At 64.6% G+C, this 26,842-nt stretch carries 23 protein-coding genes and 2 pseudogenes; 11 read left to right on the forward strand and 14 right to left on the reverse strand.

The window, feature by feature from the left end:
• Positions 1-87: 87 nt before the first annotated feature.
• A pseudogene (locus AC0L2J_RS25340) lies at positions 88-711 on the reverse strand (J domain-containing protein); the annotation flags it as partial.
• Between the two features lie 152 nt (positions 712-863).
• Here AC0L2J_RS25340 and AC0L2J_RS25345 point away from each other — a divergent pair.
• The gene (locus tag AC0L2J_RS25345; protein WP_026232423.1) at positions 864-1,139 is read left to right on the forward strand and encodes a BolA family protein; all 276 of its coding nucleotides are present in this window, start codon (positions 864-866) and stop codon (positions 1,137-1,139) included.
• Between the two features lie 167 nt (positions 1,140-1,306).
• On the opposite strand, the gene AC0L2J_RS25350 is transcribed toward AC0L2J_RS25345, so the two are convergent.
• The 3 genes from AC0L2J_RS25350 to AC0L2J_RS25360 form a co-directional block, all read right to left on the reverse strand.
• Positions 1,307-2,611, reverse strand: a complete 1,305-nt coding sequence (locus AC0L2J_RS25350; RefSeq protein ID WP_007604581.1) for an HlyC/CorC family transporter — start codon at positions 2,609-2,611, stop codon at positions 1,307-1,309.
• A gap of 92 nt (positions 2,612-2,703) precedes the next feature.
• Positions 2,704-3,852, reverse strand: a complete 1,149-nt coding sequence (gene aroB, locus AC0L2J_RS25355; RefSeq protein WP_007604579.1) for a 3-dehydroquinate synthase — start codon at positions 3,850-3,852, stop codon at positions 2,704-2,706.
• Positions 3,849-4,472, reverse strand: a complete 624-nt coding sequence (locus AC0L2J_RS25360; protein ID WP_027515157.1) for a shikimate kinase — start codon at positions 4,470-4,472, stop codon at positions 3,849-3,851. The genes aroB and AC0L2J_RS25360 overlap by 4 nt, the downstream gene beginning before the upstream one ends.
• Before the next feature lie 184 nt (positions 4,473-4,656).
• Here AC0L2J_RS25360 and AC0L2J_RS25365 point away from each other — a divergent pair, with 184 nt between their 5' ends.
• From AC0L2J_RS25365 to AC0L2J_RS25385, 5 genes are all read left to right on the forward strand, one after another.
• Entirely contained in the window at positions 4,657-4,803 is a 147-nt protein-coding gene (locus tag AC0L2J_RS25365) for a hypothetical protein (RefSeq protein ID WP_035974600.1), read from the forward strand.
• Between the two features lie 17 nt (positions 4,804-4,820).
• Positions 4,821-5,774, forward strand: a complete 954-nt coding sequence (xerD, locus tag AC0L2J_RS25370; protein WP_007604573.1) for a site-specific tyrosine recombinase XerD — start codon at positions 4,821-4,823, stop codon at positions 5,772-5,774.
• A gap of 285 nt (positions 5,775-6,059) precedes the next feature.
• On the forward strand, positions 6,060-7,022 hold the full coding sequence (locus tag AC0L2J_RS25375; protein WP_007599220.1) for an acetyl-CoA carboxylase carboxyltransferase subunit alpha: 963 nt from the start codon (positions 6,060-6,062) through the stop codon (positions 7,020-7,022).
• 509 nt (positions 7,023-7,531) lie between these two features.
• Entirely contained in the window at positions 7,532-9,076 is a 1,545-nt protein-coding gene (locus AC0L2J_RS25380) for a L,D-transpeptidase family protein (protein WP_231171021.1), read from the forward strand.
• A gap of 127 nt (positions 9,077-9,203) precedes the next feature.
• Entirely contained in the window at positions 9,204-9,434 is a 231-nt protein-coding gene (locus tag AC0L2J_RS25385; protein ID WP_007604568.1) for an AbrB/MazE/SpoVT family DNA-binding domain-containing protein, read from the forward strand.
• 14 nt (positions 9,435-9,448) lie between these two features.
• Here AC0L2J_RS25385 and AC0L2J_RS25390 read toward each other — a convergent pair whose 3' ends face one another.
• From AC0L2J_RS25390 to AC0L2J_RS25420, 7 genes are all read right to left on the reverse strand, one after another.
• Entirely contained in the window at positions 9,449-10,144 is a 696-nt protein-coding gene (locus tag AC0L2J_RS25390) for a branched-chain amino acid ABC transporter ATP-binding protein (protein WP_007599215.1), read from the reverse strand.
• The gene (locus AC0L2J_RS25395) at positions 10,137-10,871 is read right to left on the reverse strand and encodes an ABC transporter ATP-binding protein (protein ID WP_063992467.1); all 735 of its coding nucleotides are present in this window, start codon (positions 10,869-10,871) and stop codon (positions 10,137-10,139) included. The genes AC0L2J_RS25390 and AC0L2J_RS25395 overlap by 8 nt, the downstream gene beginning before the upstream one ends.
• Positions 10,858-11,964: a branched-chain amino acid ABC transporter permease gene (locus AC0L2J_RS25400; RefSeq protein WP_473394887.1), complete on the reverse strand. Its 1,107-nt coding sequence runs from the start codon at positions 11,962-11,964 to the stop codon at positions 10,858-10,860. Before AC0L2J_RS25400 ends, AC0L2J_RS25395 begins: the two co-directional genes overlap by 14 nt.
• Positions 11,965-11,970: 6 nt before the next feature.
• A complete protein-coding gene (locus AC0L2J_RS25405; protein ID WP_007599205.1) occupies positions 11,971-13,188 on the reverse strand; it encodes a substrate-binding protein in 1,218 nt (405 codons plus the stop codon).
• Between the two features lie 4 nt (positions 13,189-13,192).
• On the reverse strand, positions 13,193-14,050 hold the full coding sequence (locus tag AC0L2J_RS25410) for a branched-chain amino acid ABC transporter permease (protein ID WP_063992465.1): 858 nt from the start codon (positions 14,048-14,050) through the stop codon (positions 13,193-13,195).
• 36 nt (positions 14,051-14,086) lie between these two features.
• A complete protein-coding gene (locus AC0L2J_RS25415; protein ID WP_007604565.1) occupies positions 14,087-15,601 on the reverse strand; it encodes an amidase in 1,515 nt (504 codons plus the stop codon).
• A 176-nt stretch (positions 15,602-15,777) separates the two neighbouring features.
• Positions 15,778-16,965 (reverse strand): substrate-binding domain-containing protein, encoded by a 1,188-nt coding sequence (locus tag AC0L2J_RS25420; protein ID WP_473394888.1) that lies wholly within the window; start codon positions 16,963-16,965, stop codon positions 15,778-15,780.
• Between the two features lie 178 nt (positions 16,966-17,143).
• Between AC0L2J_RS25420 and AC0L2J_RS25425 the strand changes: the two genes are divergently transcribed.
• Positions 17,144-17,578 (forward strand): MarR family winged helix-turn-helix transcriptional regulator, encoded by a 435-nt coding sequence (locus AC0L2J_RS25425; RefSeq protein WP_007604563.1) that lies wholly within the window; start codon positions 17,144-17,146, stop codon positions 17,576-17,578.
• Positions 17,579-17,767: 189 nt separating this feature from the next.
• Here the strand turns inward: AC0L2J_RS25425 and secA are convergent, their stop codons facing one another.
• Positions 17,768-20,608, reverse strand: a complete 2,841-nt coding sequence (gene secA / locus AC0L2J_RS25430; protein WP_473394889.1) for a preprotein translocase subunit SecA — start codon at positions 20,606-20,608, stop codon at positions 17,768-17,770.
• A gap of 361 nt (positions 20,609-20,969) precedes the next feature.
• Here secA and AC0L2J_RS25435 point away from each other — a divergent pair, with 361 nt between their 5' ends.
• Together AC0L2J_RS25435 and argJ are read left to right on the forward strand one after the other, a co-directional pair.
• Positions 20,970-21,893 (forward strand): peptidylprolyl isomerase, encoded by a 924-nt coding sequence (locus tag AC0L2J_RS25435; protein WP_063992462.1) that lies wholly within the window; start codon positions 20,970-20,972, stop codon positions 21,891-21,893.
• A gap of 102 nt (positions 21,894-21,995) precedes the next feature.
• The gene (gene argJ / locus AC0L2J_RS25440; RefSeq protein WP_063992461.1) at positions 21,996-23,237 is read left to right on the forward strand and encodes a bifunctional glutamate N-acetyltransferase/amino-acid acetyltransferase ArgJ; all 1,242 of its coding nucleotides are present in this window, start codon (positions 21,996-21,998) and stop codon (positions 23,235-23,237) included.
• A gap of 92 nt (positions 23,238-23,329) precedes the next feature.
• On the opposite strand, the gene AC0L2J_RS25445 is transcribed toward argJ, so the two are convergent.
• Entirely contained in the window at positions 23,330-24,685 is a 1,356-nt protein-coding gene (locus tag AC0L2J_RS25445) for a TadE/TadG family type IV pilus assembly protein (RefSeq protein ID WP_473394890.1), read from the reverse strand.
• A gap of 140 nt (positions 24,686-24,825) precedes the next feature.
• Between AC0L2J_RS25445 and AC0L2J_RS25450 the strand changes: the two genes are divergently transcribed.
• On the forward strand, positions 24,826-25,236 hold the full coding sequence (locus AC0L2J_RS25450; protein WP_473394891.1) for a (deoxy)nucleoside triphosphate pyrophosphohydrolase: 411 nt from the start codon (positions 24,826-24,828) through the stop codon (positions 25,234-25,236).
• A 116-nt stretch (positions 25,237-25,352) separates the two neighbouring features.
• Here the strand turns inward: AC0L2J_RS25450 and AC0L2J_RS25455 are convergent, their stop codons facing one another.
• The gene (locus AC0L2J_RS25455) at positions 25,353-26,201 is read right to left on the reverse strand and encodes a methyltransferase domain-containing protein (protein ID WP_473394921.1); all 849 of its coding nucleotides are present in this window, start codon (positions 26,199-26,201) and stop codon (positions 25,353-25,355) included.
• Positions 26,202-26,430: 229 nt separating this feature from the next.
• On the opposite strand from AC0L2J_RS25455, the pseudogene AC0L2J_RS25460 reads away from it, so the two are divergent.
• Positions 26,431-26,727 (forward strand): annotated as a pseudogene (locus AC0L2J_RS25460) (double zinc ribbon domain-containing protein); the annotation flags it as partial.
• Positions 26,728-26,842 lie beyond the last annotated feature (115 nt).

Raw genomic sequence — 26,842 nt, forward strand, 5'->3', positions numbered from 1 at the left:
CCCCCCCCGGCGGCCGCCCCCCCCCCCCCCGGGGCCCGCCGCCCCCCCCCCCCCCCCCCCCCGGCCGCCCCCCCCCCCCCCCCCCCCCACCACGGTCTTCAGATAATTATACGCCTTGATGATCTCGATCAGGCGATCCTCGGTCGAGCGGTCACCGCCGTTGGCGTCGGGGTGGTGCTGCTTCACCAGCGCCTTGTACTTGGACTTGACGTCGGCGAGCGTGGAGTCGGGGCCGAGGCCCATCACCTGGAGCGCCTTGCGCTCGGCGTTCATGATCTTGCGCGTCTCGGCCTTGGGCGCGGCCTGCGGGCCGGCGCGCCAGCCGGTGCGGCCATTGAGCTCCTGGAACATGCTGAACGGATCGAAGGCGCTGTCGATCTCGGCCTCCGCGCCCTTCTTGACGCCGCCATTGGCGCCCATCTTCCAGGTCGGACGATGGCCGGTCAGCGCATCTTTCTGATAGCGCGCGACGGCGTCGGCATTCATGCCGGAGAAGAAATTGTAGTTCTGGTTGTATTCGCGCACGTGATTCAGGCAGAAGTGCCAGTACTCACGCTGATTGTCGCGACCCTTGGGCGCACGATGCGCGCCCTTGTTCTGACACCCGGTCCATTCGCAATTGACCACGGCGTCGCGCGGCTTCACTTCCGGCTGCTTGCCTTTCGGCTTGATCCGGATGGAGTCGAAGAACTTTGATGAATCGATCGGCATGGCTGACTTTGACTACGCAATGCAAAAACCTTCAAGTCTTGACATTGCAATTAGCTGAAAAGCATAGCCGAAGCTATGCTGAGGCGTCCTTGAACGGCCGCCAGAGGCGGCCTATGCAATACGGAGAGCGATCTCGCACCGTAATGACCCAGATGGCCATCAGAGACACTATCAGCAACAAGTTGCAGGAAGCTTTCACGCCGGAAAGCCTGCAAGTCGTCGACGAGTCACATTTGCATGAGGGCCACGCCGGCCATCGGCCGAGCGGCGAGACGCACTTCCGCGTTTATATCGTGTCTTCCGCCTTCAAAGGGAAGAGCCGGGTCGATCGCCACCGCATGATAAATTCGGCGCTGGCCGCGGAACTCTCCGGCAGCGTGCACGCGCTGGCGATCCACGCGCAAGCGCCGGGAGAAGGCGGGAGCTAGCTCGCCAGTTCGAGCGTCAGACGGCGCCATTTCTCCTCATGCTGAGGAGCGCGCACTTGCGCGCGTCTCGAAGGATGCAGGCCCCCGCTGCCGCATCCCGGCCTGCATGGTTCGAGACGCGCCTTGCGGCGCTCCTCACCATGAGGGGCAACAGGGTCATGCGAATCCTAAAACGACGTCCCCGCCCGGCGCCGCTTGGCTTCCTCCATTTCCGTCTCGCGCGGCACCGGTGAAATACGGAGTGCGGTGATGCGGTTGCGTTCGCGGCGGAGGACGCGGAAACGGAAGCCGTGAAAGGTGAAACTCTGGCCGCGGTCGGGGATCGAGCGCGCCTCGTGAATGACGAGGCCGGCGACCGTCGTTGCCTCTTCGTCGGGCAGGTGCCAGTCCATGGCGCGGTTGAGGTCACGGATCGGCACCGAGCCGTCGACGACGACCGAGCCGTCCGGCTGGGCGCGCACGCCCGCGACCACGACGTCATGCTCGTCGGAGATGTCGCCGACGATCTCTTCCAGAATGTCTTCCAGCGTCACAAGACCTTCAACTTCGCCGTACTCGTCGACGACCAGGGCGAAATGAGTCTTGCGGCGACGGAACGCCTTGAGCTGCTCGGAGACGGGCCGCATCTCCGGCACGAACCAGGGCGGCAGCGCGATGGTGGAGACGTCGATGCGCGAGGTGTCGCCGTCGGCCGCGCGGATCGCGCGCAGCAGATCCTTGGCGTGGAGCACGCCAATGATGTTTTCCGGCTTCTCGCGCCACAGCGGGATGCGGGTGTATTCGGCCGCCAGCACCTCGCGCACCAGATCCTCCGGCGGCAGGTCGGCGTTGATCATTGTCATCTCGGTGCGATGTATCATGACATCGGAGACCTGGAGCTCGCGCAGATCGAGCAGCCCGCCGAGCATGTCGCGGTCGTGCTTCTCGAACTTGCCTTCATGATGCAGCAGGTCGACCGCGCCGCGGAGGCGCTCGGTCGGCGACAGGATCGCCTGGTGCTCGCCGGCAAGGCCAAACAGGCGCATCAACAGCCGCACGATGACTTCCACGATCCGCAGCAGCGGCCCCAGCACGTACATCGTCAGCCGCATCGGGCGCGCCACCGCCAGCGCCATGCGGTCGGGCGCGTTGATCGCGATGGTCTTGGGCAGCACCTCGGCGAAGATCACGACCAGTGCGGTCATCAAGCCGGTGGCGTAGAGCACGCCGACGTCGCCGAACCAGGCCGTGAAGATGCTGGTGGCCAGCGCGGATGCACTGATATTGGCGATGTTGTTGCCGAGCAGCAGCGCGCCGATCAGGCGCTCGCGCATGTCGAGCAGCTGCGAGACCACGTCGGCGTCGCGATTACCCTGCTTGGAGAGCCGCAGCATGCTGGCGCGCGAGGCGCCGGTCAATGCGGTTTCGCTCGCGGCGAAGAAGCCGGAGACGAGCAGGCAGAGAATGACGATGGTGAATCCGAGCCAATCCATGAACCACTCTGGTTTCTTGTTTTGACGCGTTTTCTTGACGCGAACCGGTACCCACTTCGCTCGAAAACGCTTTAGCGCCGTTCAACCGCGTGTCACGCCTTTTGCGCGAGCTTGTCCTTCAGGAAGTCGCGCACCGGAGCCGGCTCGACGTTCTTCACGACGACGGCCCGCCCGACGGCCTCCAGCAGGATGAAGGTGAGCCTGCCGCGCTCGACCTTCTTGTCCTGCGCCATCAGCGCCATCAGCGCGTCCGCGTCGGCAAGCCCCTCCTGCGCGAAGCCCGCGATATCCTGCAAGCGCGTCGGCAGGCCGGCTTCGATCAGGTGACGCTCGACGCGCGCAGCGTCCGCGTCGCCGATCATGCCGAGCTTCGCGGAAAACTGCGCCGCCAGCGTCATGCCGATCGCAACGCCCTCGCCGTGAAACAGGCGGTCGGAGAAGCCGGTCGCGGCTTCCAGCGCATGGCCGAACGTATGGCCGAGATTGAGCAGCGCGCGCTCGCCGGTCTCGCGCTCGTCGCGCGAGACCACGCCGGCCTTGGCGCGGCAGGAGGTCGCGATCGCATGCTCGCGCGCCGAACCGCCTTTGGAGATGTCGGAATGGTTCTTCTCGAGCCAGGCGAAGAAGGCCTCATCACCGAGCACGCCGTATTTGGCGATTTCGGCATAGCCGGTGCGGAATTGCCGCGGCGACAGCGTGTCGAGCACGGCGGTGTCGGCGATCACAAGCACCGGCTGGTGGAAGGCGCCGAGCAGGTTCTTGCCCTGCGGCGAGTTGATGCCGGTCTTGCCGCCGACGGAGGAATCGACCTGCGCCAGCAGCGAGGTCGGCACCTGCACGAAATCGACGCCGCGGCGCAGGATCGCCGCCGCAAAGCCGGCGAGATCGCCGACCACGCCGCCGCCGAGCGCGATGACGAGATCGTTGCGCTCGATCTTCGCGGCGATCAGGGCTTCGCTGACCTTTTCGAGACCGGCATAGGTCTTGGAGATCTCGCCTTCCTCGACGACGATGCGCGATGTCGGAATGCCCGAGGCTGCGAGCGAGGACTCGGCGGGCTCGAGCCAGTATTTCGCGACGGTGCGATCCGTCACGATCGCGGTGCGCACGCCGGGCCGCAGACGCGCGACTCGTCCGCCAAGCGAGGCCAGCACACCGCGGCCGATGACGATGTCGTAGGCGCGATTCTCCAGCGCGACCTCGACGTTGACGGGATCGGAATGTTTCAAAGGCGCGGTCATCGTGCGGCACTCGCGACGTCGGCTGGTGGCGGGGACGCCCGTTCGCCGCAAAGATGCGCGCGCAGCGTCTCGATGGTCTCCTCAACGATCTTGTCGTGCGGCACGTCGCGCGAGGCAATGGTGAGGTCGGCATGGCCGTAGACCGGCTCGCGCTCGGTGAGCAGGCGCGTCACGGTTCCTTCGGGATCGGCGGTCTGGAGCAGCGGACGGTCGGCGCGCCGGCGCACGCGGCGCATGATGACATCATGATCGGCCTTGAGCCAGATCGAGATCGCCTTCGCCGCGATACGGCCCCGCGTCTCCTCGCGCATGAAAGCGCCGCCGCCGGTCGCCAGCACGATGGGACCGCCGTCGAGCAGACGCGCGATCACACGCGCCTCGCCGTCGCGGAAATGCGGCTCGCCGTGGCGCTCGAAGATTTCCGGTATGGTCATGCCGGCCGCTGCCTCGATCTCGGTGTCGGCATCGACGAAGGGCAGCTTGAGCCTGAGCGCCATGCGGCGGCCGATGGTGGATTTGCCCACTCCCATCATGCCGACGAGCACGATCGAGCGCGTCCCCAGCGCCGACAGGATGTCGGCCTCGGGCGAGGCTTGGATCGGCAACGCGGCGTCGGGCATCTGTCTCGCTCGAATGGGTCTCGCTCGATCTGCCGCCAAAGGCGGCATCCTTTGGCCACCTATACGACCCCGCAGGGGCCCTCGCCAGAGGACTCTTGCCACGAAACGGCGAACGTGTTGGATGATTTCATTGGTTAATTTGCCCGCCAAGCCCCTGACCGAGACCCTCTCCGAGATCCTGCCGATGCCCAGCCTGTTCCGCTTCCTGACGCTCGTCGCCGTGATCGCCGGCATCGTCTATGGCGTGGTCTTCGCGCTGGCGAACTTCGTCAATCCCAAGCCGCGGGAAATGACCGTGACGATCCCGCCGGATAAGTTTCTCAAGAAATAGGGGCTAGCCTCCGGGGCATGCGTGCACCCTCAGATACAAAACTCACCGGCCTGTTCCTCGACATGCTCGCGGCGGAACAGGGCGCCGGCCCCAATACGCTCGACGCCTACCGCCGCGACCTCACCGACTTCTCCGAGTTTCTGGGCCGCGTCGGCCATGCATTTGCGGACGCGGAAACACAGACGCTGCGCGACTATCTCGCCGATCTCGACACGCGCGGCTTCAAGTCGACCAGCGTCGCGCGGCGGCTGTCGGCGATGCGGCATCTCTATCGCTTCCTCCTGAACGAACGCATCAGAACCGACGATCCCGCGGCGATCCTGTCCGGCCCCAAGCGCGGCCGCGGCCTGCCGAAGGTGCTGTCGATTGGCGATGTCGACCGCATGCTCCGCCGCGCCAAGGAATTGAGCGAGGCAGAGGATGCCTCGCCCTCGAAACGGCTGCGCGCCCTGAGACTCTATTGCCTGCTCGAGGTGCTCTACGCCACCGGCCTGCGCGTCTCCGAGCTGGTGGCGCTGCCGCGCACGGCCGCGAAGCGCGACGCCCGCATGATCGTGGTTCGCGGCAAGGGTAACAAGGAACGGCTGGTGCCGCTCAACGAGGCCTCGCGTCAGGCGATGGCCGATTACCTCGCGGCGACGGAGGCGCGAAAGCCAGACAAGAAGAGTAGCGTGGCGGCCTCGAAATGGTTGTTCCCCTCGTTCGGCGAGAGCGGGCATCTGACGCGGCAACATTTTGCCCGCGATTTGAAGGAGCTCGCGGTCGCTTCGGGGCTCCAGGCCCGGCTGGTCTCGCCACACGTGCTGCGCCACGCCTTCGCCAGCCACCTGCTTCACAACGGAGCCGATTTGCGCATCGTGCAGACGCTGCTCGGCCACACCGACATCTCGACGACCCAGATCTACACCCACGTGGTTGAGGAGCGGCTGAAGAGCCTGGTCCGCGACCTGCACCCGCTGGCGGAGAAGTAGTTGGTGCCGTAGCTGCAGTAGCCCGGATGAGCGAAGCGACATCCGGGATTGGACGATCGGGGCGACCTGCCCCCGATATCGCTTCGCTCATCCGGGCTACGGTACGGGTCACGACCCGAAACCGCCTTGACTTCGGCCACATCTCCGCAGAAAGAGCCGGGGCCTCACGATGATTTGGCCCGGGCTCGTTGCGAGCACACAGGCCAACTCATTGACGAACCTAGACTTCTTTCGCGACATCGAATCCGCTTCGCCGCCTCGCCCCGTTCTCCCTATATTGAGTTGATGCCAGACCAGATGCGCAGCTATCTCGATTTCGAAAAGCCCGTCGCCGAGCTCGATTCCAAGCTCGACGAATTGCGGACGCTTGCGGCCTCCGGCAGCGATATCGCCGAGGAGATCGGGCGGATCGAGGACAAGGCGGCGCAGGCGATGGCCGACCTCTATCTGAACCTGACGCCGTGGCAGAAGACGCTGGTCGCGCGGCATCCGCAGCGGCCGCATTTCAACGACTTCATCAAGGGCCTGATCACCGAGTTCACCCCGCTCGCCGGCGACCGCAAGTTCGGCGAGGACGAGGCGCTGGTGGCCGGCTTCGGCCGCTTCCGCGGCGAGGCCATCTGCGTGATGGGCCAGGAAAAGGGCGATTCCACCGAGAGCCGCATCAAGCACAATTTCGGCATGGCGCGGCCCGAGGGCTATCGCAAATGCGTGCGGCTGATGGAGATGGCCGAGCGGTTCGGCCTGCCGGTGCTGTCACTCGCCGATTCCGCCGGCGCCTATCCCGGCATCGGCGCGGAAGAGCGCGGCCAGGCCGAGGCGATCGCGCGTTCGACCGATGCCTGCATGGCGCTGACCGTACCGAACGTCGCCATCATCACCGGCGAGGGCATGTCGGGCGGCGCCATCGCCATCACCACCGCCAACAAGGTCCTGATGCTGGAGCACGCGATCTACAGCGTGATCTCGCCCGAGGCCGCGTCCTCGATCCTCTGGCGCGACGGCTCCAAGGCGCAGGAAGCCGCCAACAACATGAAGATCACGGCACAGGACATGCTCCGCTTCGGCGTGATCGACAGCATCCTGAAGGAGCCGGTCGGCGGCGCCCATCGCGACCCCGCCGCCATGATCGCCACCACGGGCGACGCCATCGCCAAGGCTTTTGACGAGCTCCGGGGCCTGGACGGCGACGCCATCCGCAAGCATCGGCGGCAGAAATTCCTCGATATCGGACGGAAACTGGGCTGATTCGGGCGGTTTGGGGCCCGTTGGACGCGTCCCCCTCCGCCGTCGTCCTGGCGAAAGCCAGGACCCATACCGCGAGGTCCATCGATTGCGGTCAATGGGCGTACCGAACGACTGATCTCCGCCAAACGCCTCCCTGGGGTAATGGGTCCTGGCTTTCGCCAGGACGACACTGAATTTGCCCGGCCAAACCGCCCGTAGGCCCCCCGGTAACCCCGCGTTAACCCTTTTTTTGCCCAAATCAGCGATCTCAGTACAGGTTTGGCGGGAAGGCCCAAGTTTCAGCCCAGTTTAAGTCTTCGTTGACCACGCCTTTGGGCCAACGGGCTCGTGATCCCCGTTCGGGTTGCGACCACATGACCCAGAGGTTAGAATTTTAATCAATGGCTTCAGGGCATAAGCGCTGGAGCGTGATTGCGAAAAAGCCCGTCGCGACGGGTCCGGGTCTCCGGTCGGATCATGCTTCAAGATTGGGGTTTGCGCGCGATGCCCTGGACGGTGTGGGGTCCATCTTGATTTCTCGTTCGCTTGCTCGCGCGTTTCTGGTTTCGGTGGCGCTTGCCGCCAGCCTTGTGCTGGCCGGCTGCGACACCGACCAGGTTTCGCTTGCGACCAATGCCAAGGCCAATCAGCCGGTGCCGCCAAAGCTTCTCGCCGCGATGGTCGAGAAGGACATGGATCTGCAATCGCCGATCCTGGTGCGGCTGTTCAAGCAGGAGGCCGAGCTCGAGGTCTGGAAGCAGACCCGCAACGGCCAGTTCGCGCTGCTCAAGACCTATCCGATCTGTCGCTGGTCGGGCGATCTGGGCCCGAAGGTGCGCGAAGGCGACCGCCAGGCGCCGGAAGGATTCTACTCGATCAATCCGGGCCAGATGAATCCACAGTCGGCGTATTATCTGTCGTTCAACACGGGCTATCCGAACGCGTTCGACAAGGCTTTGGGCCGCAGCGGCTCGCAGCTGATGGTGCATGGCGATTGTTCGTCGCGCGGCTGCTACGCGATGACGGACGAGCAGATCGCCGAGATCTATTCGCTCGGGCGCGAATCCTTTTTCGGCGGCCAGAAGGCGTTCCAGCTGCAGGCCTATCCGTTCAAGATGACGCCGGTGAACATGGCCAAGCACCGGAACAATCCGAACATGCCGTTCTGGAAGATGATCAAGGAAGGCTATGATCATTTCGAGGTAACCCGGCAGGAGCCGAAGGTCGATTTCTGCGAGAAGAAGTACGTCTTCGACGCGGCGAAGGCGCCTGACGCCAAGCGTGATCCGGTGTTCGACGCGTCCGCAAAGTGCCCGGCCTATGTGATCCCCGACGAGATCGCCAGTGCCGTGCGCGAGAAGGAAGCGCGCGACCAGGCCGAGTACAACAAGCTGGTTTCGCGCGGCACGCCCGTTGCGCGCATGAACACCGGCATCGACGGCGGCATGAACAAGATCTTTGCCGCGAAAATTCCGGAAGGCTCGACTGGTCTGTCGGAGGGCGCCGAAGGCACCACGCTCCAGATGCTGGCGATGGCGAAGGCGCCGGGCACGATCCCTGGACACGTCAATCCGCCGAAGCCGAATCTCGATGCAGCCGCGCCCTCGCCGCAGGAAGAGCCGGTCGTCGCCGTCAGCGCGCCCGCCGCCAACACCCGCGTCGCCACCGCAGCTCCGCCCGAGAAATCAGGCTTCTTCTCCAACCTCGGCCGCAAGATGGGCATCGGCAACGCCGACGCCACGGCGACCACGCCGCCGCCGCAAGCCACGGCATCCGTCGCTCCGGCTGCGACGACCACGACGCCGCCCACCGCGGCGTCCCGGCTGAAAGCTGCGGTGACCCGGTTCGTGCCGGGACACGACAAGTCCAAGGATGCAGCGAAGGATGCGCCGAAGCCAGCCGTTGCCGTCGCCAAGCCCGCCGAACCAGCGAAGCCCGACACCCGCCTCGCGGCGACCCGCCCGACGCTGAAGCCGTCGGTGTCGGATGGCGCGGGTGAAGCGACCCAGATCATGGGCGCCGCGCCGGTGGTGCAGTCGAATTCGTTCGACAGCCGGTTCGGCGCGGTGAAGTAGCTGGGGCGCGAGCCCCTTCCCTTTTCCCGATCTTGATGAAGCTGACGATCCGCAGCATTCCAAGGCTTGAATCCGCCTAGAACTCCGATGATATCCACACCGTGATCTGTACATCGTGGAGCATGCAATGCTGGTCTCCAAATGGGGTAACAGCCTCGCGGTTCGCCTGCCCAAGACGCTTGTTGAAGCCCTGAATCTCTCACCCGGCGACGAACTCAGCGTCGTAGTGGCCTCGAAGGGCCAGATCGCGGTGGCGAAGGTCGACAGGCGAGCGGAATTTCTCAAACAAGCAGAGCAGTTCCGATTTCCGCTGCCCGATGACTATAGATTCGACCGCGACGAGGCGAACGAGCGGTGATCGGCAGGCTGCTCCTACGGCGCCAGATAGCGCAGCAGCTCCGGATTGCCCCTCACCTCGCCTGCCTCGCCTTGCAGCGCGACGCGACCGCGATCCAGCACGTAGGCGTAGTCGGCGACGCGGAGCGCGAGGTCGAGGTGCTGCTCGACGATGATGACGGCGATGGTTTTCGCGAGCTCGATCAGGCGTTCGGTGATTTCCTCGATCACGCCGATCCAGACGCCTTCGGTCGGCTCGTCGAGCAGAAGCAGTTTTGGATCGCCCAGCATGGCGCGGCCGATCGCGAGCATCTTGCGCTCGCCGCCGGACAGCGTGCCGGCGGGCTGGTCGAGGCGCTGGCCGAGCTTTGGGAAGATGGTCAGCACGTGGTCGACCGCGTCGGCTTTTCTGCTCGCGAGCGAGCCGACCGCGAGATTGTCGCGCACCGACAGGCGCGCAAACACCGAATGCTCCTGCGGCACGTAGCCGATGCCGGCGCGCACGCGCTCCTGGGTCGCGCGGCGGCTGATGTCGCGGCCGTCGAAGGCGACCTCGCCCTTCCACGCCGGCAGCTCGCCGACGATGGTCTTCATCAGCGTGGTCTTGCCGGCGCCGTTGCGGCCCAGCACGGCGACACCGCCGCGCCAGGGAATGCCGAGGTTGACGTCGAACAGGACCTGGCTGCGGCCATAGCCGGCGTCGAGATGCTTGATGTCCAAAAATTCAGGCACGGCGCAAATAGATCTCCTGGACGGCCTTGTTGGCCTGGATCTCCGACACCGTGCCGGATGCCAGCACCTTGCCCTGGTCGAGCACGGTGAGGCGATCGCAGATGTCGCGGATGAAATCGAGGTCGTGCTCGACGATGACCAGCGAGCAATGTTTCTTGATCGGCTGCAGCAATTCGCCGGTGACGCGGCGCTCCTCCAGGCTCATGCCGCCGGTCGGCTCGTCCAACAGCAGAAGCTTCGGCTTGCCGGCAAGCGCCATCGCGATCTCCAGCCATTGCTGCTGGCCGTGCGACAGCGCCGCCGCTGCATCGAAGGCGCGATCGGCAAGGCGAAATTGCGTCAGCATTGTCATGACCTGATCGTGCAGCGCGACGCGGGTGCGCGAGAACACGAGGTCGAACAGCGAGGACTGCGCCTGCAGCGCGAGCAGGATGTTGTCGTACAGCGTCAGCGTCGGCAGCACGGATGTGATCTGGAATTTCAGGCTCATGCCGGCGCGAGCACGCTCGGTCGGCGTGAACGCCGTGATGTCGGTGTTGACGAAGGAGACCTTGCCCTGCGTCGGCACCTCGGCGCCGGCAATGCACTTCATCAGCGTGCTCTTGCCGGAGCCGTTCGGGCCGATCAGGCCGTGAAACTCGTTCTCGCCGACGGTCAGTGCCGCGCCGTCGAGCGCGGTGAGCTTCCCGAAGATCTTCTTGACGCCGGTGGCTTCAAGGAGCGGCATCGCGCTTCTCCTTCCCGGTCTTCCTGGATTTGCCACCAAAGCTGCCGACCCGCTCGCGCTCGCCGAGCACGAAACTGATCAAGCCGAGCGGCCGGAACAGGATCACGAGCAGGAGCAGCACGCCGAGGATGATCGGCCAGACCTCGCGATAATTGTCCGAGAGCCAGAAGCTGACGCCCTCGACGATGACGGCACCGATGACGGCGCCGATCAGCGTGCCGGAGCCGCCGAACAGCACATAGAGCACGACTTGCGTCGAGACGACGACGCCGACCATGTTGGGCCAGACGAAACCTTCGTGGAAGGCGTAAAGGCTGCCGGCAAGACCCGCCACGGCGCCGCCGATCGCGAAGATGATCGCCTTGAGGTGCTGCGCCTTGTAGCCGAAAAAGGCGATGCGCTGCTCGTTCTCGCGCAATCCCGCGAGCGCCAACCCGAACTGCGAGCGCACCAGGAAGCGGCAGAGGAGATAGACCACGACGAGAAGGCCAAGCACGAGATAATAGAACGGCGGCCCTTCCGAGAATTCGTAACTGCCGAGCGTCATCGACGAGATCGAGGGGATGCCGTTCTGGCCACCGAGATAGTACCAGCCGCGCGCGAGCCGGTCGGCGGCGTAGGATCCGGTCAGCGTGCCCAGCGAGACGAAGATCACGCTGGAGGGATGCCGTCCCAGCAGCAGGAAGCCGCCGAGCAGCAGCGCGAAGGTCAGCCCGATCAGCGTTCCCGCGGGCAGCACCAGGAAGATGTTGGTGATGTCGAGGTCGCGCGCGAGCAGCGCCACGCCATAGCCGGCCGAGCCGAAAAACAGCGCCTGGCCGAAGCTCATGATGCCGGCATAGCCCCACACCAGGTCGAACGACAGCGCGAACAGCGCGAGAATGATCACGCGCGTCGCGAACACCGTGAGATAATCCTGGAGCACCAGCGGCGCGAGCAGCGCGGCAACGAGCACCACGCCTTCCACGATCGGCAGGATTTTTCGCTGCGAACCAGTTACCCCTGCTGATCCGTGTTCAACCATGGCGACGTTCTGTTCCCCGCCGACCTCGGCGGGGACTGCCTGCTTCACTGCGCCCATCGCTTTCGGCATTCGACCCTAGCATTCCTTGGGATCGACGAGACCGTCGCTGCGTCCGACGATCTCGTAGTTCCCGCCCTTGGCGACCGCCGTGTACATCTTCATCTTGCAGTGCCGCTTGCCCGGAACCATCTCGGCCGGCCCGCCCGGGCCTTCGGCGATCTTGGCGTGGTCGAGCGTAGCCGCGACCGACTCGCGGTCGATCTTGCCGGCTTCCTTGACGGCGGCTTCCCACAGCTTCAGCCCGCGATAGGTGCCCGTGGCGGCGCTGCCGGCGGCGAACAGGAAGTTGCCCGGGAAATCCTTCTCGTAGGCCGCCTGGATTTTTGCGTCGAACGGGTTCTCCTTGGTCAGCACCTTGAAGTAATCGAGACAGCTGGCGAGACCCTCGATCTCGGCGGCCTGATTGATGTTGAGCGTGTTCTCGTCATAGTAGACGCAGGCCAGCCGTCCGCCATTCTTGAGGAAGCCGGCTTCATAGAGCTGCTTGAAGAACGGGCCGACGCCCGGCGGGATGACGGTGTTGAAGACGACATCGACCTTGTTGGAGATGATGCGGTTGACGGTCGAGGAGAAATCGACCTGGTCGAGCGGATAATATTCCTCGAACACGACCTCGCCGCCGTTGGCCTCGATCACCTTGCGGGCGTAGACGTTGAGCGTGTGCGGCCAGACGTAGTTGGCGCTCGGCAACGCGAACTTCTTGCCGCCGTTCTTGATCAGCCAGGGAATGAATTCATCGCACTGCTGCGCGGGCGTCGGCCCCGTGCAGAACAGATAGGGCGTGCACTCCTTGCCTTCGTAGAGCTGCGGATAGATGTAGAGCGTCTTGCCGCGCGCGACGATCGGGTCCTTGATCGCGTTGCGCATCGACGAGGTGATGCCGCCCAGCACCATATCGACCTTGTCGCGCTGGATCAGCTTGCGGACGTTGCCGACCGCGACGGATTCGTTCGAGGCGGTGTCCTCGATATAGAGCTCGAGCGGGCGGCCGAGCAGGCCGCCGCCGGCGTTGATCTCCTTGATCACCATCTTGGCGACGTTGGCGTCGGCATTGCCGGCGTAGGCGATCGGTCCGGTGAGGTCGGTGGCGATGCCGACCTTGATCGGGGCTTCGGCCGCATTGGCCCAGGGCGCCGGGATCACCCAACTGCCGACGCCCGTTGCGACCGCCCCGGAGGCAAAGGCGAAATTCGAGAGGAAGCGGCGACGGGAGAGCTGAGTGCGATCGGACATGTGACTAAACCCCTTTTCCAGCGATGAGGCCCTGCGGCCGGAATTTGATGAAAACGATGGCGAGAACGAAGACGAGGACATCGGCCACGACGGGCGCCATCACCCAAGGCAGCGCGGCACTGAGCGTGCCGATGACGCCGGCGCCTGCGACCGGCCCGATGAAGGAGCCGACGCCGCCGACCATGACCGCGACAAAGCCCTGGATCAGGAAGCGCAGGCCGAGATCGGCGAACAGGCTGAACACCGGCACGATCAGCGCACCGGCAAGGCCGGCAAGCGCGGCGCCGAACGCAAAGGTGGCGCCATAGATCAGCGGCGTGGAGATTCCGGAGGCGCGCGCCAGCGACGGATTTTCCAGGGTAGCGCGCACGCGCAGGCCGAAGCTGGTGCGCGCCAGCAGCAGATAGCAGCCGCCCATCACCAGCGCCGTGATGACGATGATGGTGAAGCGCCAGGCCGAGATGTGCATGGCGCCGATGTCGATCGAGCCGCCGATCGGCTCCGGCACGGTGAGATAGAAGCCGCCGATCAGGCCGCGCACGGATTCGCGGATGATCAGGCCGAGCGCATAGGTGCCGAGCATGGCGACGATGGGGGCTGCGTAGAAGCGTCGGATGATCAGCGCCTCCAATACGAAGCCGAGCGCGCCGACGACGAAGGGCGCGGCGACCATGCCGGCCCAGATCGGCAGGCCCTTGGCGTAGGCGAGATAGGTAATGTAGGCCCCGAGCAGGACGAACTCGCCCTGCGCGAAGTTGAAGATGCCCATCATGCTGGCGATGATCCCGAGACCCAGCACGATCAGGACGATGATCGCGCCAAAGCTCAGGATCTCGAACGCCGCGACGAACGCGTTAGCCATGCGGTGCCGTTCTGTTCGTCTGCATCGATGCCCCGCTCACATTTTCTTCCAGTCGCCGATCTGCTCGAAAGCATGGGCGGCGCGATAGATGGTGGATTCCTCGAACATGCGGCCGACCAGCATCAGGCCGACCGGCAGGCCGTCGACCATGCCGCAGGGCAGCGACATCGCGGGATGGTGGGTGATGTCGAACGGCGCGGTGTTGGAGATCATCTCCAGCGCGCGCGCAACATAGTCCTCGCGGCTGGCCGTGGGTTCCGGCAGCTTCGTCGCCTTCATGGGCGTGGTCGGCAGCAGCAGCAAATCGTAGTCTTTGAAGGCCTTGTCGTAGGCCGCGGTCAGGCGTCGGGAGATGTTGAGCGCCTTGCCGTAATAGCGCGGACCAAAACTGTTGTTGATGTAGGTGCCGAGCAGCAGGAACAGCTTTGTGGTCTCGGACAGCGAGTCGGCCTGCCGGCGCCAGCCGCGGTGGAAATCCATCAGCGTGGTCGAGTAGAGATCGGAGCGGCTGAGGCCATAGCCGTCGCCATACATCATGGTCTGGGTCATGCCCTCGGTGCCGATCGGCGTCCAGATCGCAGGGCCCATGAGGTGCATCGGGATCGAGACAGTCTCCACGGTGGCGCCGAGATCCTTGAAGCGCTTGGCAGCCTCCCGGACGCTTTCGTTCACCGCAGACTCGGCGTTCGCCTGCTCAAAGCCTTCCTTGAGGATGCCGATCTTCATGCCCTTGACGCCCTGGCCGAGCGCCTTGGTGTACTCCTCGACCTTGGGCGCCTTGATGCGGGGATCGTAGCCGTCGTCGCCGGCCAGCACTTCGAGCAGCAGCGCGTTGTCGGCGACGGTCGCTGTCATCGGGCCGGTGTGATCGACGAACACCTCGATCGGCATGATGCCGGTGTAGGGCACGAGGCCCCAGGTCGGCTTCATGCCGTAGGTGCCGCAGAACGAGGACGGCATGCGGATCGAACCACCCTGGTCGCCACCGATCGCCATGTCGACCTCGCCGAGCGCGACGACGACGCCGCTGCCAGACGACGAGCCGCCGGCCGAATAGCCCATCTTGTGCGGATTGTGGACGGCGCCGACCGCATTGGTGTGGCTGCCGCCGGACATGCAAAAGGATTCGCAATGGACTTTTCCGGCGATCTCGGCGCCGGCATCGAGCATGCGCGTGACGATGGTGGCGTCGAAATCGGGGACGTAGCCTTCGAGCGTCGCCGAGCCGTTCATCATGGGAACGCCGGCGAGCATGATGTTGTCTTTCAGGGCGACGGTCTTGCCCTTGAGCTTGCCGCTCGCCGCACCCTTCACGGTCGACTTGCGATACCAGGCGTTGCGCGGGTTCTCTTCCGGCGAGGGCCGATAGCCCGGCGTGCGCGGATATTTGACCTCCGGCACCTCGTCCGGCATGGCTCCGACGAGATTGTAGGCTTCGATCGAGCCCTGCATCAGGCCGCGGAACGAGGCGACATCGTCATCGGACAGGGCGAGGCCGCACTGCTCGGCGACGCTGCGCAATTGGGCGGGCGTGGGAAGGACAACTGTCACGGCGCTCTCCTCAAAGGCTTCTTGATCCCTGGAAATGGAATCCCTGGCATTGGAGCCTGATGGGCGCGCGTGCACGGCGCGGGCCGATCGGCTTCACCTCGATATTACAGACGGAAATATTTTCCTTTTCAAGTATTATTTTGGATTCGGGCGTTTGCAGATGGGCCGCGCCGGCATCAGATCGGTTTGATCAGCTTGAAATCGAGGCCATCCGCCCCGGCGAGATACATTTGCATCCGGGTGTGACCGTTCCTGACGGTGACGGGGCCGCGCGCGCCCCCATAGACGATGTTGCGGCCGGCCGCGAGCATGGGCCCCATCGCCAACGTGCCCGCCTTGTTCGCCACGGCCTCGAGGAAGCGCAGTCCCTCATAGCTGGATTGACCGAGCGAGCCGATCGGGGGCCCGTTCGGTCCGAACATCGCGCGATAGCGGCTCTGGAAGTCGTCGTTGGCCCGCGATCCGATGCCGGGGAAATAGCCGGAGGCGCAAAACAGATTCTCACTGTTGTCAGCGCCGATTCCGAGCAGCACGGTCTCATCCATCGCTCCGGCCAGCCGCAGCGTCGTGGCGCCGAGGCCGCATTCTCCGAAGGCGCGATTGAACGTGATGCTGTCGGTGCCGATCAACGAGATCAGGACGACGTCCGGCCTCGCGGCACGGATGCGCTCCAGATGCGGCTCATGGTTGTCTTCGCCGAGGGGTACGAACTCTTCGCCGACGACATGGCCGCCGGCCTCCTTGATGTAGCGCTTCACCGCGCGGTGCGACTGCCAGGGCCAGACATAATCGCTGCCGATCAGGTACCAGCGCGCCGCCTTCTTGACGTCGGCAAGCCAGTGGATCGAGGGGCGGCTCTGCCAGCGCGGCGTCTCGCCGATCGCCATGACACCCGGCGTCTGCTCGCCGCCTTCGTAAACGGGTGTGTAGATGTAGGGGATGCGGTGGCGGGTGGTGACCTTGCGCAGCGCCACGCGCACCGCGCTGGTATGCAGTCCGACGATGAGATCGATCTCATCGGACGCGATCGCCTGCTCGGCGCGGCTCAGAATCTCGTCGAGCGGGCCGCCGGCATCGTAGATCGAAAGCTCGATCTCGCGCCCCAGAATGCCGTCGCGCTTGTTGATCTCGGCAACCGCGAGCTGCGCGCTGCTTGTCGCGCACGGGCCCCAAACGCCGGGCGAGCCGGTGCAGCAGATGAAGCCGCCGATGCGGAGCTTGTTGTGTGCGCCGCGGCGCTTCATGAAATGCGCGTCAACCGGCGACCGATCGAAATCCGCTGCCGCGGGCGACAGATTCCTGAACAGCAAGGACGGCGGTAACGCCGGACCGCCGTGAGCCGGGAAGTTTACCGTCGCGCGCACGCCAACTCCTGTCTGACACCAGACTTGAAAGCTCATTCAGCAGGCGGCCGCGGCACCCGCCCTATTGTTGGGCAATATCCTATTTTGAAAATATTGAATATTCAAGAATTGAAGTGCATATAGATGCAGCATCGATTGCAAGACATTCACTCATTTGGGTCAAGACAAAGTCTTAGCCGTGGCAAAATCGAACACCCCGATCACCGAACACCTCGCCTATTTGCTCGCGCAAGCCAACCGGGAGATCAACCGGCAGCTCGAACTGCGGTTGAGCAAGGAGGGCGTGCCCGTCGAGCAGTGGCGCATCCTGAAAGTGCTGTCGGATGGCAACGGCCATTCGATGGGAGAGCTTGCGGATGCCGTGCTGCTCAACCACCCGACGCTGACCAAGATGATCGACCGCATGGTCTCGGACACGCTGGTCTACCGCGTGCAGGACCCGAACGACCGCCGCAAGGTCCTGATGTTCATCTCCGATCGCGGCAAGGTGCTGAGCAAGAAGCTCAACTCGCTGGCGGTCGACCAGGAGGAGCACATCCTGGAGAGCTACGGCGACAAATCGACGAGCGAATTGAAGCGGCTGCTGGAGAGCTTGATCGACAGTTCGAATTGAGCTGGCGAGCAATTTGCGCGTCTCGCCGCACGGCCGTAGCCCGGATGGAGCGCAAGCGTAATCCGGGTCTTTCCCGCACAACGGCAGGATTCCCGGATTGCGCTTCGCTCCATCCGGGCTACGAGTTCGCGCGCGCCGCGGCTTTCGTGGGACAGTGAGGCGCCGACGTCGACGCCTCACATTCAAAGCTTACGCATACCGCCCGTGGCAGTGCTTGTACTTCTTGCCTGAGCCGCAGGGGCAATCCTCGTTGCGGCCGATCTTGCCCCAGCTGGCCGGGTTCTTGGGATCGCGCAGCGCCGCGTCCGTGGCCTGTGCTCCGAGGGTGACGCTGGCGAGCGCCATTTCGTCCTCGCCGGTGTTCGGGTCGAACTTGTGCGCTTCCATCGGCGGCAGCACCGGGGCTTCCTGCTCCGGCGGCACGATCTCGACCCGCATCAGCTGCGCCGTGACGGCCTCGCGCAGATGCGCGCTCATCTCCTGGAAGAGGTTGAAGGCCTCGGTCTTGTACTCCTGCAACGGATCGCGCTGGCCGTAGCCGCGCAGGCCGATGACCTGGCGCAGATGGTCGAGCATGATCAGATGCTCGCGCCAGAGATGGTCGAGCGTCTGCAGCAGAATGGTCTTCTCGACGTAACGCATCACGTCGGGGCCCCATTGCCCGACCTTCGCGGCCATGTGCTCGTCGGCGCGGGTCTCGATGCGCGTGAGCAGCTCCTCGTCGGCGATGCCCTCTTCCTTGGCCCAGTCCTCGACCGGCAGGTCGAGATCGAGCACGCGCTTGAGCTCTTCCTTCAGGCCCGCGACGTCCCACTGCTCGGCATAGGCATGCTCGGGCACGTGCTTGGCGACGAGGTCGTCGATGAAGGCGTGGCGCATGTCGGCGACCGTCTCGGCGACGCTGTCGTCCTTCATCAGGTCGACGCGCTGGTCGAAGATCACCTTGCGCTGGTCGTTCTGGACGTTGTCGAACTTGAGCAGGTTCTTGCGGATGTCGAAGTTGCGCGCCTCGACCTTCTGCTGCGCCTTCTCGAGCGCCTTGTTGATCCAGGGATGGATGATGGCCTCGCCCTCCTGCAGGCCGAGACGCTGCAGCATGCTGTCGAGGCGATCCGAGCCGAAGATGCGCATCAGATCGTCTTCCAGCGACAGGAAGAATTTCGAGCGGCCGGGGTCGCCCTGGCGGCCGGAGCGGCCGCGGAGCTGGTTGTCGATGCGGCGGGATTCGTGGCGTTCGGAGCCCATGATGTAGAGACCGCCGGGCTTCTTCACGGTCTTGGCGGGCTTCGAACCCTTCGCCGGTTCGATCTCGACCTCTTCCTCGGCCTTCAGCACGATGTCGCGGAAGTGCTCGATGTCGGCCTTGATCTGCTCGATCTTCTTGGCCTTCTCGGCCTCGTCCTCGATCGAAGCGGCCTCCTGCTGGATCCGCATTTCCAGCGAGCCGCCGAGCTTGATGTCGGTGCCGCGGCCGGCCATGTTGGTCGCGATCGTGATCGCGCCGGGGACGCCGGCTTCCGCGACGATGTAGGCTTCCTGCTCGTGGAAGCGCGCGTTCAGCACCGCGAACAGCTTTGCCGGTTTGCCGGCGCGGGCCGCGGCGTACAGCTTCTGCATCGAATTTTCGTTGCCGAAATCGATCTGCCGGTAGCCGTGCTTCTTCAGATATTCGGCGATCACTTCCGACTTTTCGATCGAGGCGGTGCCGACCAGCACCGGCTGCAGCCGCGCATTGGCGCGCTCGATCTCGGCGAGGATCGCGGCGTATTTCTCGTTCTGGCTGCGATAGACCTCGTCGTCCTCGTCGAGACGGGCGACCGGCAGATTGGTCGGGATTTCCACGACCTCGAGCTTGTAGATGTCGAACAATTCGTCGGCTTCGGTCAGCGCCGTGCCGGTCATGCCGGCGAGCTTTTCGTACATCCGGAAATAGTTCTGGAAGGTGATCGAGGCCAGCGTCTGGTTCTCCGGCTGGACCTGCACGTGCTCCTTGGCTTCCAGCGCCTGATGCAGACCTTCGGAATAGCGGCGGCCCTGCATCATGCGACCGGTGAACTCGTCGATGATAATGACCTCGTCGTCGCGGACGATGTAGTCCTTGTCGCGCGTGAACAGCGTGTGGGCGCGCAGCGCCTGGTTGATGTGGTGCACGACGGAGACGTTCTCGACGTCGTAGAGCGACTCGCCCTTGAGCTGGCCGGCATCGCGCAGCAGCGTCTCGATCTTCTCCATGCCGGCTTCGGTCAGCGTCACCGTGCGCTGCTTCTCGTCGACGTCGTAGTCGGACTTGTCGAGCTTGGGCAGGAAGCCGTCGATGGTGTTGTAGAAGTCGGAGCGGTCGTCGAGCGGGCCGGAGATGATCAGCGGCGTGCGCGCTTCGTCGATCAGGATGGAGTCGACTTCGTCGACGATCGCGTAGAAGTGCGGCCGCTGGACCATGTCCTCGAGCCGGTACTTCATGTTGTCGCGCAGATAGTCGAAGCCGTATTCGTTGTTGGTGCCGTAGGTGATGTCGCAGGCATAGGCGGTCTTGCGCTCGGAATCGTCGAGGCCGTGCACGATCACGCCGGTGGTCAGGCCGAGGAAGCCGTAGATCTGACCCATCCATGCGGAGTCGCGGCGGGCGAGGTAGTCGTTGACGGTGACGACGTGGACGCCCTTGCCGGCGAGCGCGTTGAGGTAGACTGCGAGCGTTGCGACCAGGGTCTTGCCTTCGCCGGTCTTCATCTCGGCGATGTCGCCCTCGTGCAGCACCATGCCGCCGATCAGCTGGACATCGAAATGGCGCTGGCCGAGCGTGCGCTTGGCGGCTTCACGGACGGTGGCGAAAGCGGGGACCAGCAGGTCGTCCAGGGTCTTGCCCTCGGCGAGCTGCTGCCTGAACTCGACGGTGCGGGCCTTGAGGGCCTCGTCGGAGAGTTTCGAGACCTCGGGCTCCAGCGCGTTGATCGCGTTGACGCGGGACTGATATCCCTTCACCCGCCGGTCGTTGGCGGAGCCGAAAAACTTGCGGGCGAGCGCGCCGATCATGCTTAGTTCCTGTGTTCGCGATTCAACCGCGTTCGCGTTGCAGCCAAGAGGTTGTCACCCGCCTGCCCATCAACTCACCGTGACGCCTGCTGGGCGCCGGAGCCCGGACTGCGGGGGGTCCATCCGCCATATGGGTGGGAGTTGGGCAAGTCTGGGTTCAACGGCCAAAAACGCAGCAAAATAAACGCCATCGCATGGACGCGACCGGGCAGAGATATGGCCCGGTCAGGGCCTTGTCAACGGCGCGTGCATTGCGGCTAATTCATCATTTTGACAGACTTTTCGCGTTGCCAAGCCCCCCTGAATTGGGCGAGTGTCCGCCCCGCTCGAGCAGCCCCCTGCTTCAACAAAAGGATTTTCCATGACCACCTCGTTCCCGGTAACCAAAACCGGCCTGCGCTTCGGCCTCGCCACCGCCCTCGTGGGCTGCCTTGCGCTGGCGCTGATCGCGGGTCCCGGCCGGGCTGCCGACGATCCGGTGCTGGCGAAGGTCAATGGCGCTGAGATCAAGAAGAGCGACGTCGCCATGGCCGAAGAGGAACTCGGGCCGAGCCTCGCCCAGATGGACCCGGCGACCAAGGACGAGAACGTCCTATCCTTCCTGATCGACATGAAGATCGTCGGCAAGGCCGCCGAGGACAAGAAGCTCGCCGACGGCGAGGAGTTCAAGAAGCGCCTCGCCTTCGCCCGCAACCGCCTGCTGATGGACAGCCTGCTCGCCGGCGAGGGCAAGGCCGCCACCACCCCGGATGCCATGAAGAAGGTCTATGAGGAGGCCTCCAAGCAGATCACCGGCGAGCAGGAAGTGCGCGCCCGCCACATCCTGGTCGAGACCGAGGACGAGGCCAAGGCGGTGAAGGCCGAGCTCGACAAGGGCGCCGATTTCGCCGAGCTCGCCAAGAAGAAGTCCAAGGATCCGGGTTCGGCCGACGGCGGCGACCTCGGCTTCTTCACCAAGGAACAGATGGTGCCGGAATTCTCGGCGGTCGCCTTTGCGCTGGAGCCGGGCAAGATCTCCGACCCCGTGAAGTCGCAGTTCGGCTGGCACGTCATCAAGGTCGAGGAAAAGCGCAACCGCAAGGCGCCGGACTTCGAGCAGGTCAAGGCGCAGATCGAGCAGTATGTCACCCGCAAGGCCCAGGCCGACTACGTCGCCAAGCTGCGCGCGGAGGCCAAGGTCGAGCGGATGGATCAGCCGGCGGTCGACGCCAAGCCGGCTGATGCGGCCAAGCCTGCGGATGCGAAGCCGTCCGACAGCAAGATGGCGCCGCCCGCGAAGAAGTAAGAATTCGCTGTCACTTCGGTGACGTGAAGAGTATCTAAGCCTCTGTGATGCCCGGCCTCCGCGCCGGGCATCTGCATATCCAGATCCCACCAAGGCGCCCCGATGTCCTCCTCCGTCTCTCCCCTCGCCCCGAAACACGTTCCCGACATGCCCGTGATCGCTGGGGTGCGTCTCGCGACGGCCGAGGCCGGCATTCGCTACAAGAACCGCACCGACGTGCTGCTGGCGGTGATGGACAAGGGCACCGCGGTCGCAGGCGTCTTCACCAAGTCGAAATGCCCCTCCGCGCCGGTGGAATGGTGCCGCGCCAAGCTGAAGGGCGGCAAGGCGCGCGCGCTGGTGGTCAATTCCGGCAACGCCAATGCCTTTACCGGCAAGACCGGCCGCAGCTCCACCGCGCTGACCGCCAGGATCGCGGCCAAGGCCGTCGGCTGCACCGAGGGTGAGATCTTCCTGGCCTCGACCGGCGTGATCGGCGAGCCGCTGGATGCGACCAAGTTCGACGGCGTGCTCGGACGTCTCGCGGAAACCGCCGAGGCCGGCGATTATCTGGCGGCCGCCAAGGCGATCATGACCACCGACACCTTCCCGAAGGTCGCGACCGCAACCGTGAAGCTCGGCAAAGCCAAGGTCACCATCAACGGCATGGCCAAGGGTGCCGGCATGATCGCGCCCGACATGGCGACGATGCTGTCCTTCATCTTCACCGACGCACCGATCGCGCCTGCCGCGCTGCAGGCGCTGCTCAAAAGCGGCGTCGAGGACACCTTCAACGCGGTCACGATCGACGGCGACACCTCGACCTCGGATACGCTGCTGGCCTTTGCCACCGGTGCTGCTGCAGAACACGGCGCGCCGAAGATCAGCCGCGCCAGCGACCCGCGCCTGAAAGCCTTCGTCAAAGCCTTCAACCAGGTGCTCGCCAATCTTTCCGAGCAGGTGGCTCGCGACGGCGAGGGCGCGCGCAAGCTGGTCGAGATCACCGTCGAGGGCGCCAAGACCAAGGCCTCGGCGCGCAAGATCGCGATGTCGATCGCGAACTCGCCGCTGGTGAAGACCGCAATCGCCGGCGAGGACGCCAATTGGGGCCGCGTGGTCATGGCGGTTGGCAAGGCCGGCGAACCGGCTGACCGCGACAAGCTCTCGATCTCTTTTAACGGCATCCGCGTCGCCAAGAACGGCGCGCGCGATCCGTCCTATGACGAGGCGCAGGTGTCGGAAGCGATGAAGGCGCCGGAGATCGCGATCAAGGTCTCGCTCGGCCTCGGCAAGGGCCGCGACCGCGTGCTGACCTGCGACCTCACCAAGGAGTATGTCGCGATCAACGGGGATTACAGGTCGTAGTGCTTACGACTACCGATAACCGGGCCGTCGCCCTTCGAGGGCCGCTGAAGAAGCGGCCACCTCAGGGTGACGGTGAAAGAGCTTTGATCCAATCACCCCGAGATCCGCGCATCCGCGAGTGCCTTCTTGAACAGCGCGTTCATCGCTTCCGAAATGCCCTGGGTCGGGCTAACCTCGAAATAGAATCCCGGCGAAGCGCAGCTCTGCATGTTCTGCGCGATCTTGCTGTTCGGCGACGGTCCCCACGGCCCGGGGTTAAAGGGCGCTATCCATGAGTTGTACCAGCCGTCAGTAGGCGGTTGGTATGTCGTGTACAGCACCGCGATCTTGATCCCACGGTTCTTGATGGTCGTGCAGAGCGCCGGATTGATCGGCGACTGACAGCGGTTCGATGACGCGAGAGGATACGAAGAAGACGAGACGCTGCACATCGTCATGCCCGAGTTGGCTTCGTCAGCGACCCCATCGGATACAAAAAACAGATATTTCAGCGGTGACGCAGACGTGCCGGCTCCCGGCGAGGCGATTGCGCTATTGATCGCGGGAAAAATAGTGGTGAAGGGAGTATCTTTGTCGATAGTATACACGTCATTCTGACCGGCAACCGCCATCAGGTCGATGTTTCCCGCCGCAGTCTTGGCGGAGCTCAGGCTCGACGAGAGCGAGAACAGATTTCTCAATCCGATCGTCGCTGACGAAGCGCCGAAATCGTAGATCGCCATTCTGAACTGGTTCGAATAGGTCTGCGTGCTCTGGGCTGTGTCCATCAAGTTCGCGCTCGCCTGGCGCACCACGTCAATTCGGGTCGTGATGCCATTTGCTTTGGCGATGTCGTAGTTGCTCGTGCCGGCCGCCTTGGTGGTGTCGTGACAGGCGAATGCGCATCCACCCGTCTTGCCCTGCAACTTCGTGATGTCGGTCGGTGTCGCTGCGACGCCCATCGACGGAGAATTGTCCAGCAGGAGATAGAAGTCGACATAGAGCGGCATATTGGCCGTCGACGACGACGTGCCGCTCATGGTCAGTGTGGTCTTGCCGATCAGGCCGAGAAACATGGTGTTGATGGTGGCGGTGAACGAGACGGTCGAGTTGATGGTCGAGCCGGTCTTGACGACGGTCGGGGTGACGCTGTTGAGCGTATAGCCGGTCAGGTTGGCGCGATTGGCATCGAAGATTTTCTGGGCGTCGTCGACGCCGACCGTGATCGTGCCGTCCGTGGTCATCGAGCCCGCGGCGATAAACCCCGGCGATGCCTTGGCGAGCGCACCGACGCTGGCCGCGTCAGCCGCGCCCTGAAGCTTCGCGCGGACCTGCGTCGCGCGGGAGTAGTCGATCGCGGTGCCGATGAACGTGATCAGGGGCACGCAGCAGATTGCGAAGATCACCGCGACATTGCCGCGCCGGTCGCGAAGGAACCGACGGAAGATGGTACGACACTCAGCGCGCATGGATCTGGCCCGAAATGGTTTCAGCGTCTCCACTCTAGGAACCGTGGATTAAATATGACTTATGGAGACCTCGGAAACACGGGCCGTAACAGGGTTAACGAACCGTTGCGGATGATCCTTCAGCGAGCGGAATTCCAGGCATGGCTGATCTCAAACTGACGCTCGTCGTGGCTTGCGCGCTGGTCGACCCCGACAGGCGCGTCCTGATCGCGCAGCGCCCCGAGGGCAAGACGCTGGCCGGCCTCTGGGAATTTCCCGGCGGCAAGTGTGAGCCCGGCGAGCGGCCGGAACAGAGCCTGATCCGCGAACTCCACGAGGAGCTCGGCATCACCGTCGCCGAACCCTGTCTGGCGCCGCTGACGTTCGCGAGCTACGGCTACGAAACCTTCCACCTCCTGATGCCGCTCTACATCTGCCGGCGCTGGGAGGGACAGGTCACGCCGCGCGAGGGCCAGACCCTGGCCTGGGTTCGCGCCAACAAGCTGCGCGACTATCCCATGCCGCCCGCGGACATTCCGCTGATCCCGCATCTGATTGATTTGCTGATGTGAGCTCAGACCTCATCCTGAGGGAGACCGCGCAGCGGTCGTCTCGAAGGATGGCTGCGGATGAGAGCCGGGCCTGCATGGTTCGAGACGGCGCTGACGCGCCTCCTCACCATGAGGAGTTACGTCCCTCCCGCCTTCTTCACCGCTTCCGCCAGGCTCGCCTTCGCTGATCCGGGCTTGAGCGGCTGCTGCTGGCTCGCATGCGGGGCCCAGCCGGAGAGCCAGATGATGTCGAATGTCGCACGGATGCGGCCGTCGGCATCGGCAAAGCGTTCCGCGTAGATTTCAGCCATCCGCAGCAGCGTCGATCGCCGGCTCGGCGTGCGCCGCCGTTCGATCAGCACATTGGCGGCGCCCATGCGCCTGATATCCTGCATCAGCGCGAACGCGTTGGCGTAGCGGACCACGACGCGGTCGACATCGGTGACCGGCAGCGCAAACCCCACCCGCTGCAACAGCGCGCCAACGTCGCGCAGATCGGCGAAGGGTGCGACGCGCGGCGACACACCGCCCTCGCATTCGGCCTCGGCGGCGGCAAAAGCCTGGCGCAGCTCGGTCAGGCTGTCGCCGCCGATCATCGCCGCCAGCAGCAGCCCATCTGGCCTCAGCGCGCGACGGATTTGCGCGAGCACCCCCGGCAGATCGTTGACGAATTGCAGCGCCAGCGCCGAGACCACGAGATCGAGGCTTTCGGGCGCAAAGGGCAGCTTCTCCGCACCCGATGCATCGAGCTCAATGCGCTCGATCGAGGGCAGTCGCGCGCGCAGCACCGCGAGACCCTCGCCGGGCGTCCAGAGATCGGCCGCTGTGTGAAACTCCCGCATCACCGCCGCCAGCCGATCGGACATGTCCTCGGCGACCCGATCCAGCAGGAAGCTCACGGCACCTTGCGCCTGCGCGCGGCGCTGTCGCGCGTGCAGCAGAGCACGGTCGAACAAAGCGGGTGGGGTTTGCGGGTCTTGAGCCATGCCGCTGGTTACGCCGATCACGCTGGTTATTGCAATCTCCTCTCTCTTGTCCCGGACGCGGTGCGGCACGCAGTGACGCTCCGCAGAGCCGGGATCCAGAAGGCGACATGGCACGATGCGGCGTGATGGGCCCCGGCTCTGCAGCGCACCGCCGAAGTGGCGCTGCGTCCAGGGCACGAGACCGATCCAGCCGCTTGAGCGCCGCCAAACAGAACGCTAGCCTCGTCCCATGGAAGCCGCTCACGCCCCTTCTCGTTCCATCGCCGCCCCCCTGCGTGCCGCATGGACGGCTGGCCGCCACGTGCTGTCACGTGCGGCACGGCTTGCGCTCGACATCGCGCTGCCGACGCTGTGCGTGTCCTGCCGCGAGCCGGTCGACGGCGAAGGCGTGTGCGCGGCGTGCTGGGCGCGGCTGTCGTTCATCGAACGGCCCTACTGCCCGCGGCTCGGCATTCCTTTTGTGTACGATCCCGGCCCCGACATGCTGTCGATGGAGGCGATCGCGAGCCCGCCGGCCTACCAGCGGGGGGGCGCCCCCCCCGGCGGGGGGGGCCGCGCCCCCCCCCCCCGGGGGGGGGGGGGAAAAAACACCCCCCCCCCCCGGGGGCCCCCCCCCGGGCGCGGGGGGGGGCGCGCCCCGG

It is taken from the genome of Bradyrhizobium sp. MV1.5 (genome assembly GCF_055807615.1).

Bases quoted from the DNA above. Each gene is read 5' to 3' on its own strand.
- AC0L2J_RS25345 (WP_026232423.1), top strand. From the start codon at position 864: ATGGCCATCAGAGACACTATCAGCAACAAGTTGCAGGAAGCTTTCACG.
- AC0L2J_RS25350 (WP_007604581.1), bottom strand. From the start codon at position 2,611: ATGGATTGGCTCGGATTCACCATCGTCATTCTCTGCCTGCTCGTCTCC.
- aroB (WP_007604579.1), bottom strand. From the start codon at position 3,852: ATGACCGCGCCTTTGAAACATTCCGATCCCGTCAACGTCGAGGTCGCG.
- AC0L2J_RS25360 (WP_027515157.1), bottom strand. From the start codon at position 4,472: ATGCCCGACGCCGCGTTGCCGATCCAAGCCTCGCCCGAGGCCGACATC.
- AC0L2J_RS25365 (WP_035974600.1), top strand. From the start codon at position 4,657: ATGCCCAGCCTGTTCCGCTTCCTGACGCTCGTCGCCGTGATCGCCGGC.
- xerD (WP_007604573.1), top strand. From the start codon at position 4,821: ATGCGTGCACCCTCAGATACAAAACTCACCGGCCTGTTCCTCGACATG.
- AC0L2J_RS25375 (WP_007599220.1), top strand. From the start codon at position 6,060: ATGCCAGACCAGATGCGCAGCTATCTCGATTTCGAAAAGCCCGTCGCC.
- AC0L2J_RS25385 (WP_007604568.1), top strand. From the start codon at position 9,204: ATGCTGGTCTCCAAATGGGGTAACAGCCTCGCGGTTCGCCTGCCCAAG.
- AC0L2J_RS25395 (WP_063992467.1), bottom strand. From the start codon at position 10,871: ATGCCGCTCCTTGAAGCCACCGGCGTCAAGAAGATCTTCGGGAAGCTC.
- AC0L2J_RS25400 (WP_473394887.1), bottom strand. From the start codon at position 11,964: ATGCCGAAAGCGATGGGCGCAGTGAAGCAGGCAGTCCCCGCCGAGGTC.
- AC0L2J_RS25405 (WP_007599205.1), bottom strand. From the start codon at position 13,188: ATGTCCGATCGCACTCAGCTCTCCCGTCGCCGCTTCCTCTCGAATTTC.
- AC0L2J_RS25410 (WP_063992465.1), bottom strand. From the start codon at position 14,050: ATGGCTAACGCGTTCGTCGCGGCGTTCGAGATCCTGAGCTTTGGCGCG.
- secA (WP_473394889.1), bottom strand. From the start codon at position 20,608: ATGATCGGCGCGCTCGCCCGCAAGTTTTTCGGCTCCGCCAACGACCGG.
- AC0L2J_RS25435 (WP_063992462.1), top strand. From the start codon at position 20,970: ATGACCACCTCGTTCCCGGTAACCAAAACCGGCCTGCGCTTCGGCCTC.
- argJ (WP_063992461.1), top strand. From the start codon at position 21,996: ATGTCCTCCTCCGTCTCTCCCCTCGCCCCGAAACACGTTCCCGACATG.
- AC0L2J_RS25445 (WP_473394890.1), bottom strand. From the start codon at position 24,685: ATGCGCGCTGAGTGTCGTACCATCTTCCGTCGGTTCCTTCGCGACCGG.
- AC0L2J_RS25450 (WP_473394891.1), top strand. From the start codon at position 24,826: ATGGCTGATCTCAAACTGACGCTCGTCGTGGCTTGCGCGCTGGTCGAC.
- AC0L2J_RS25455 (WP_473394921.1), bottom strand. From the start codon at position 26,201: ATGGCTCAAGACCCGCAAACCCCACCCGCTTTGTTCGACCGTGCTCTG.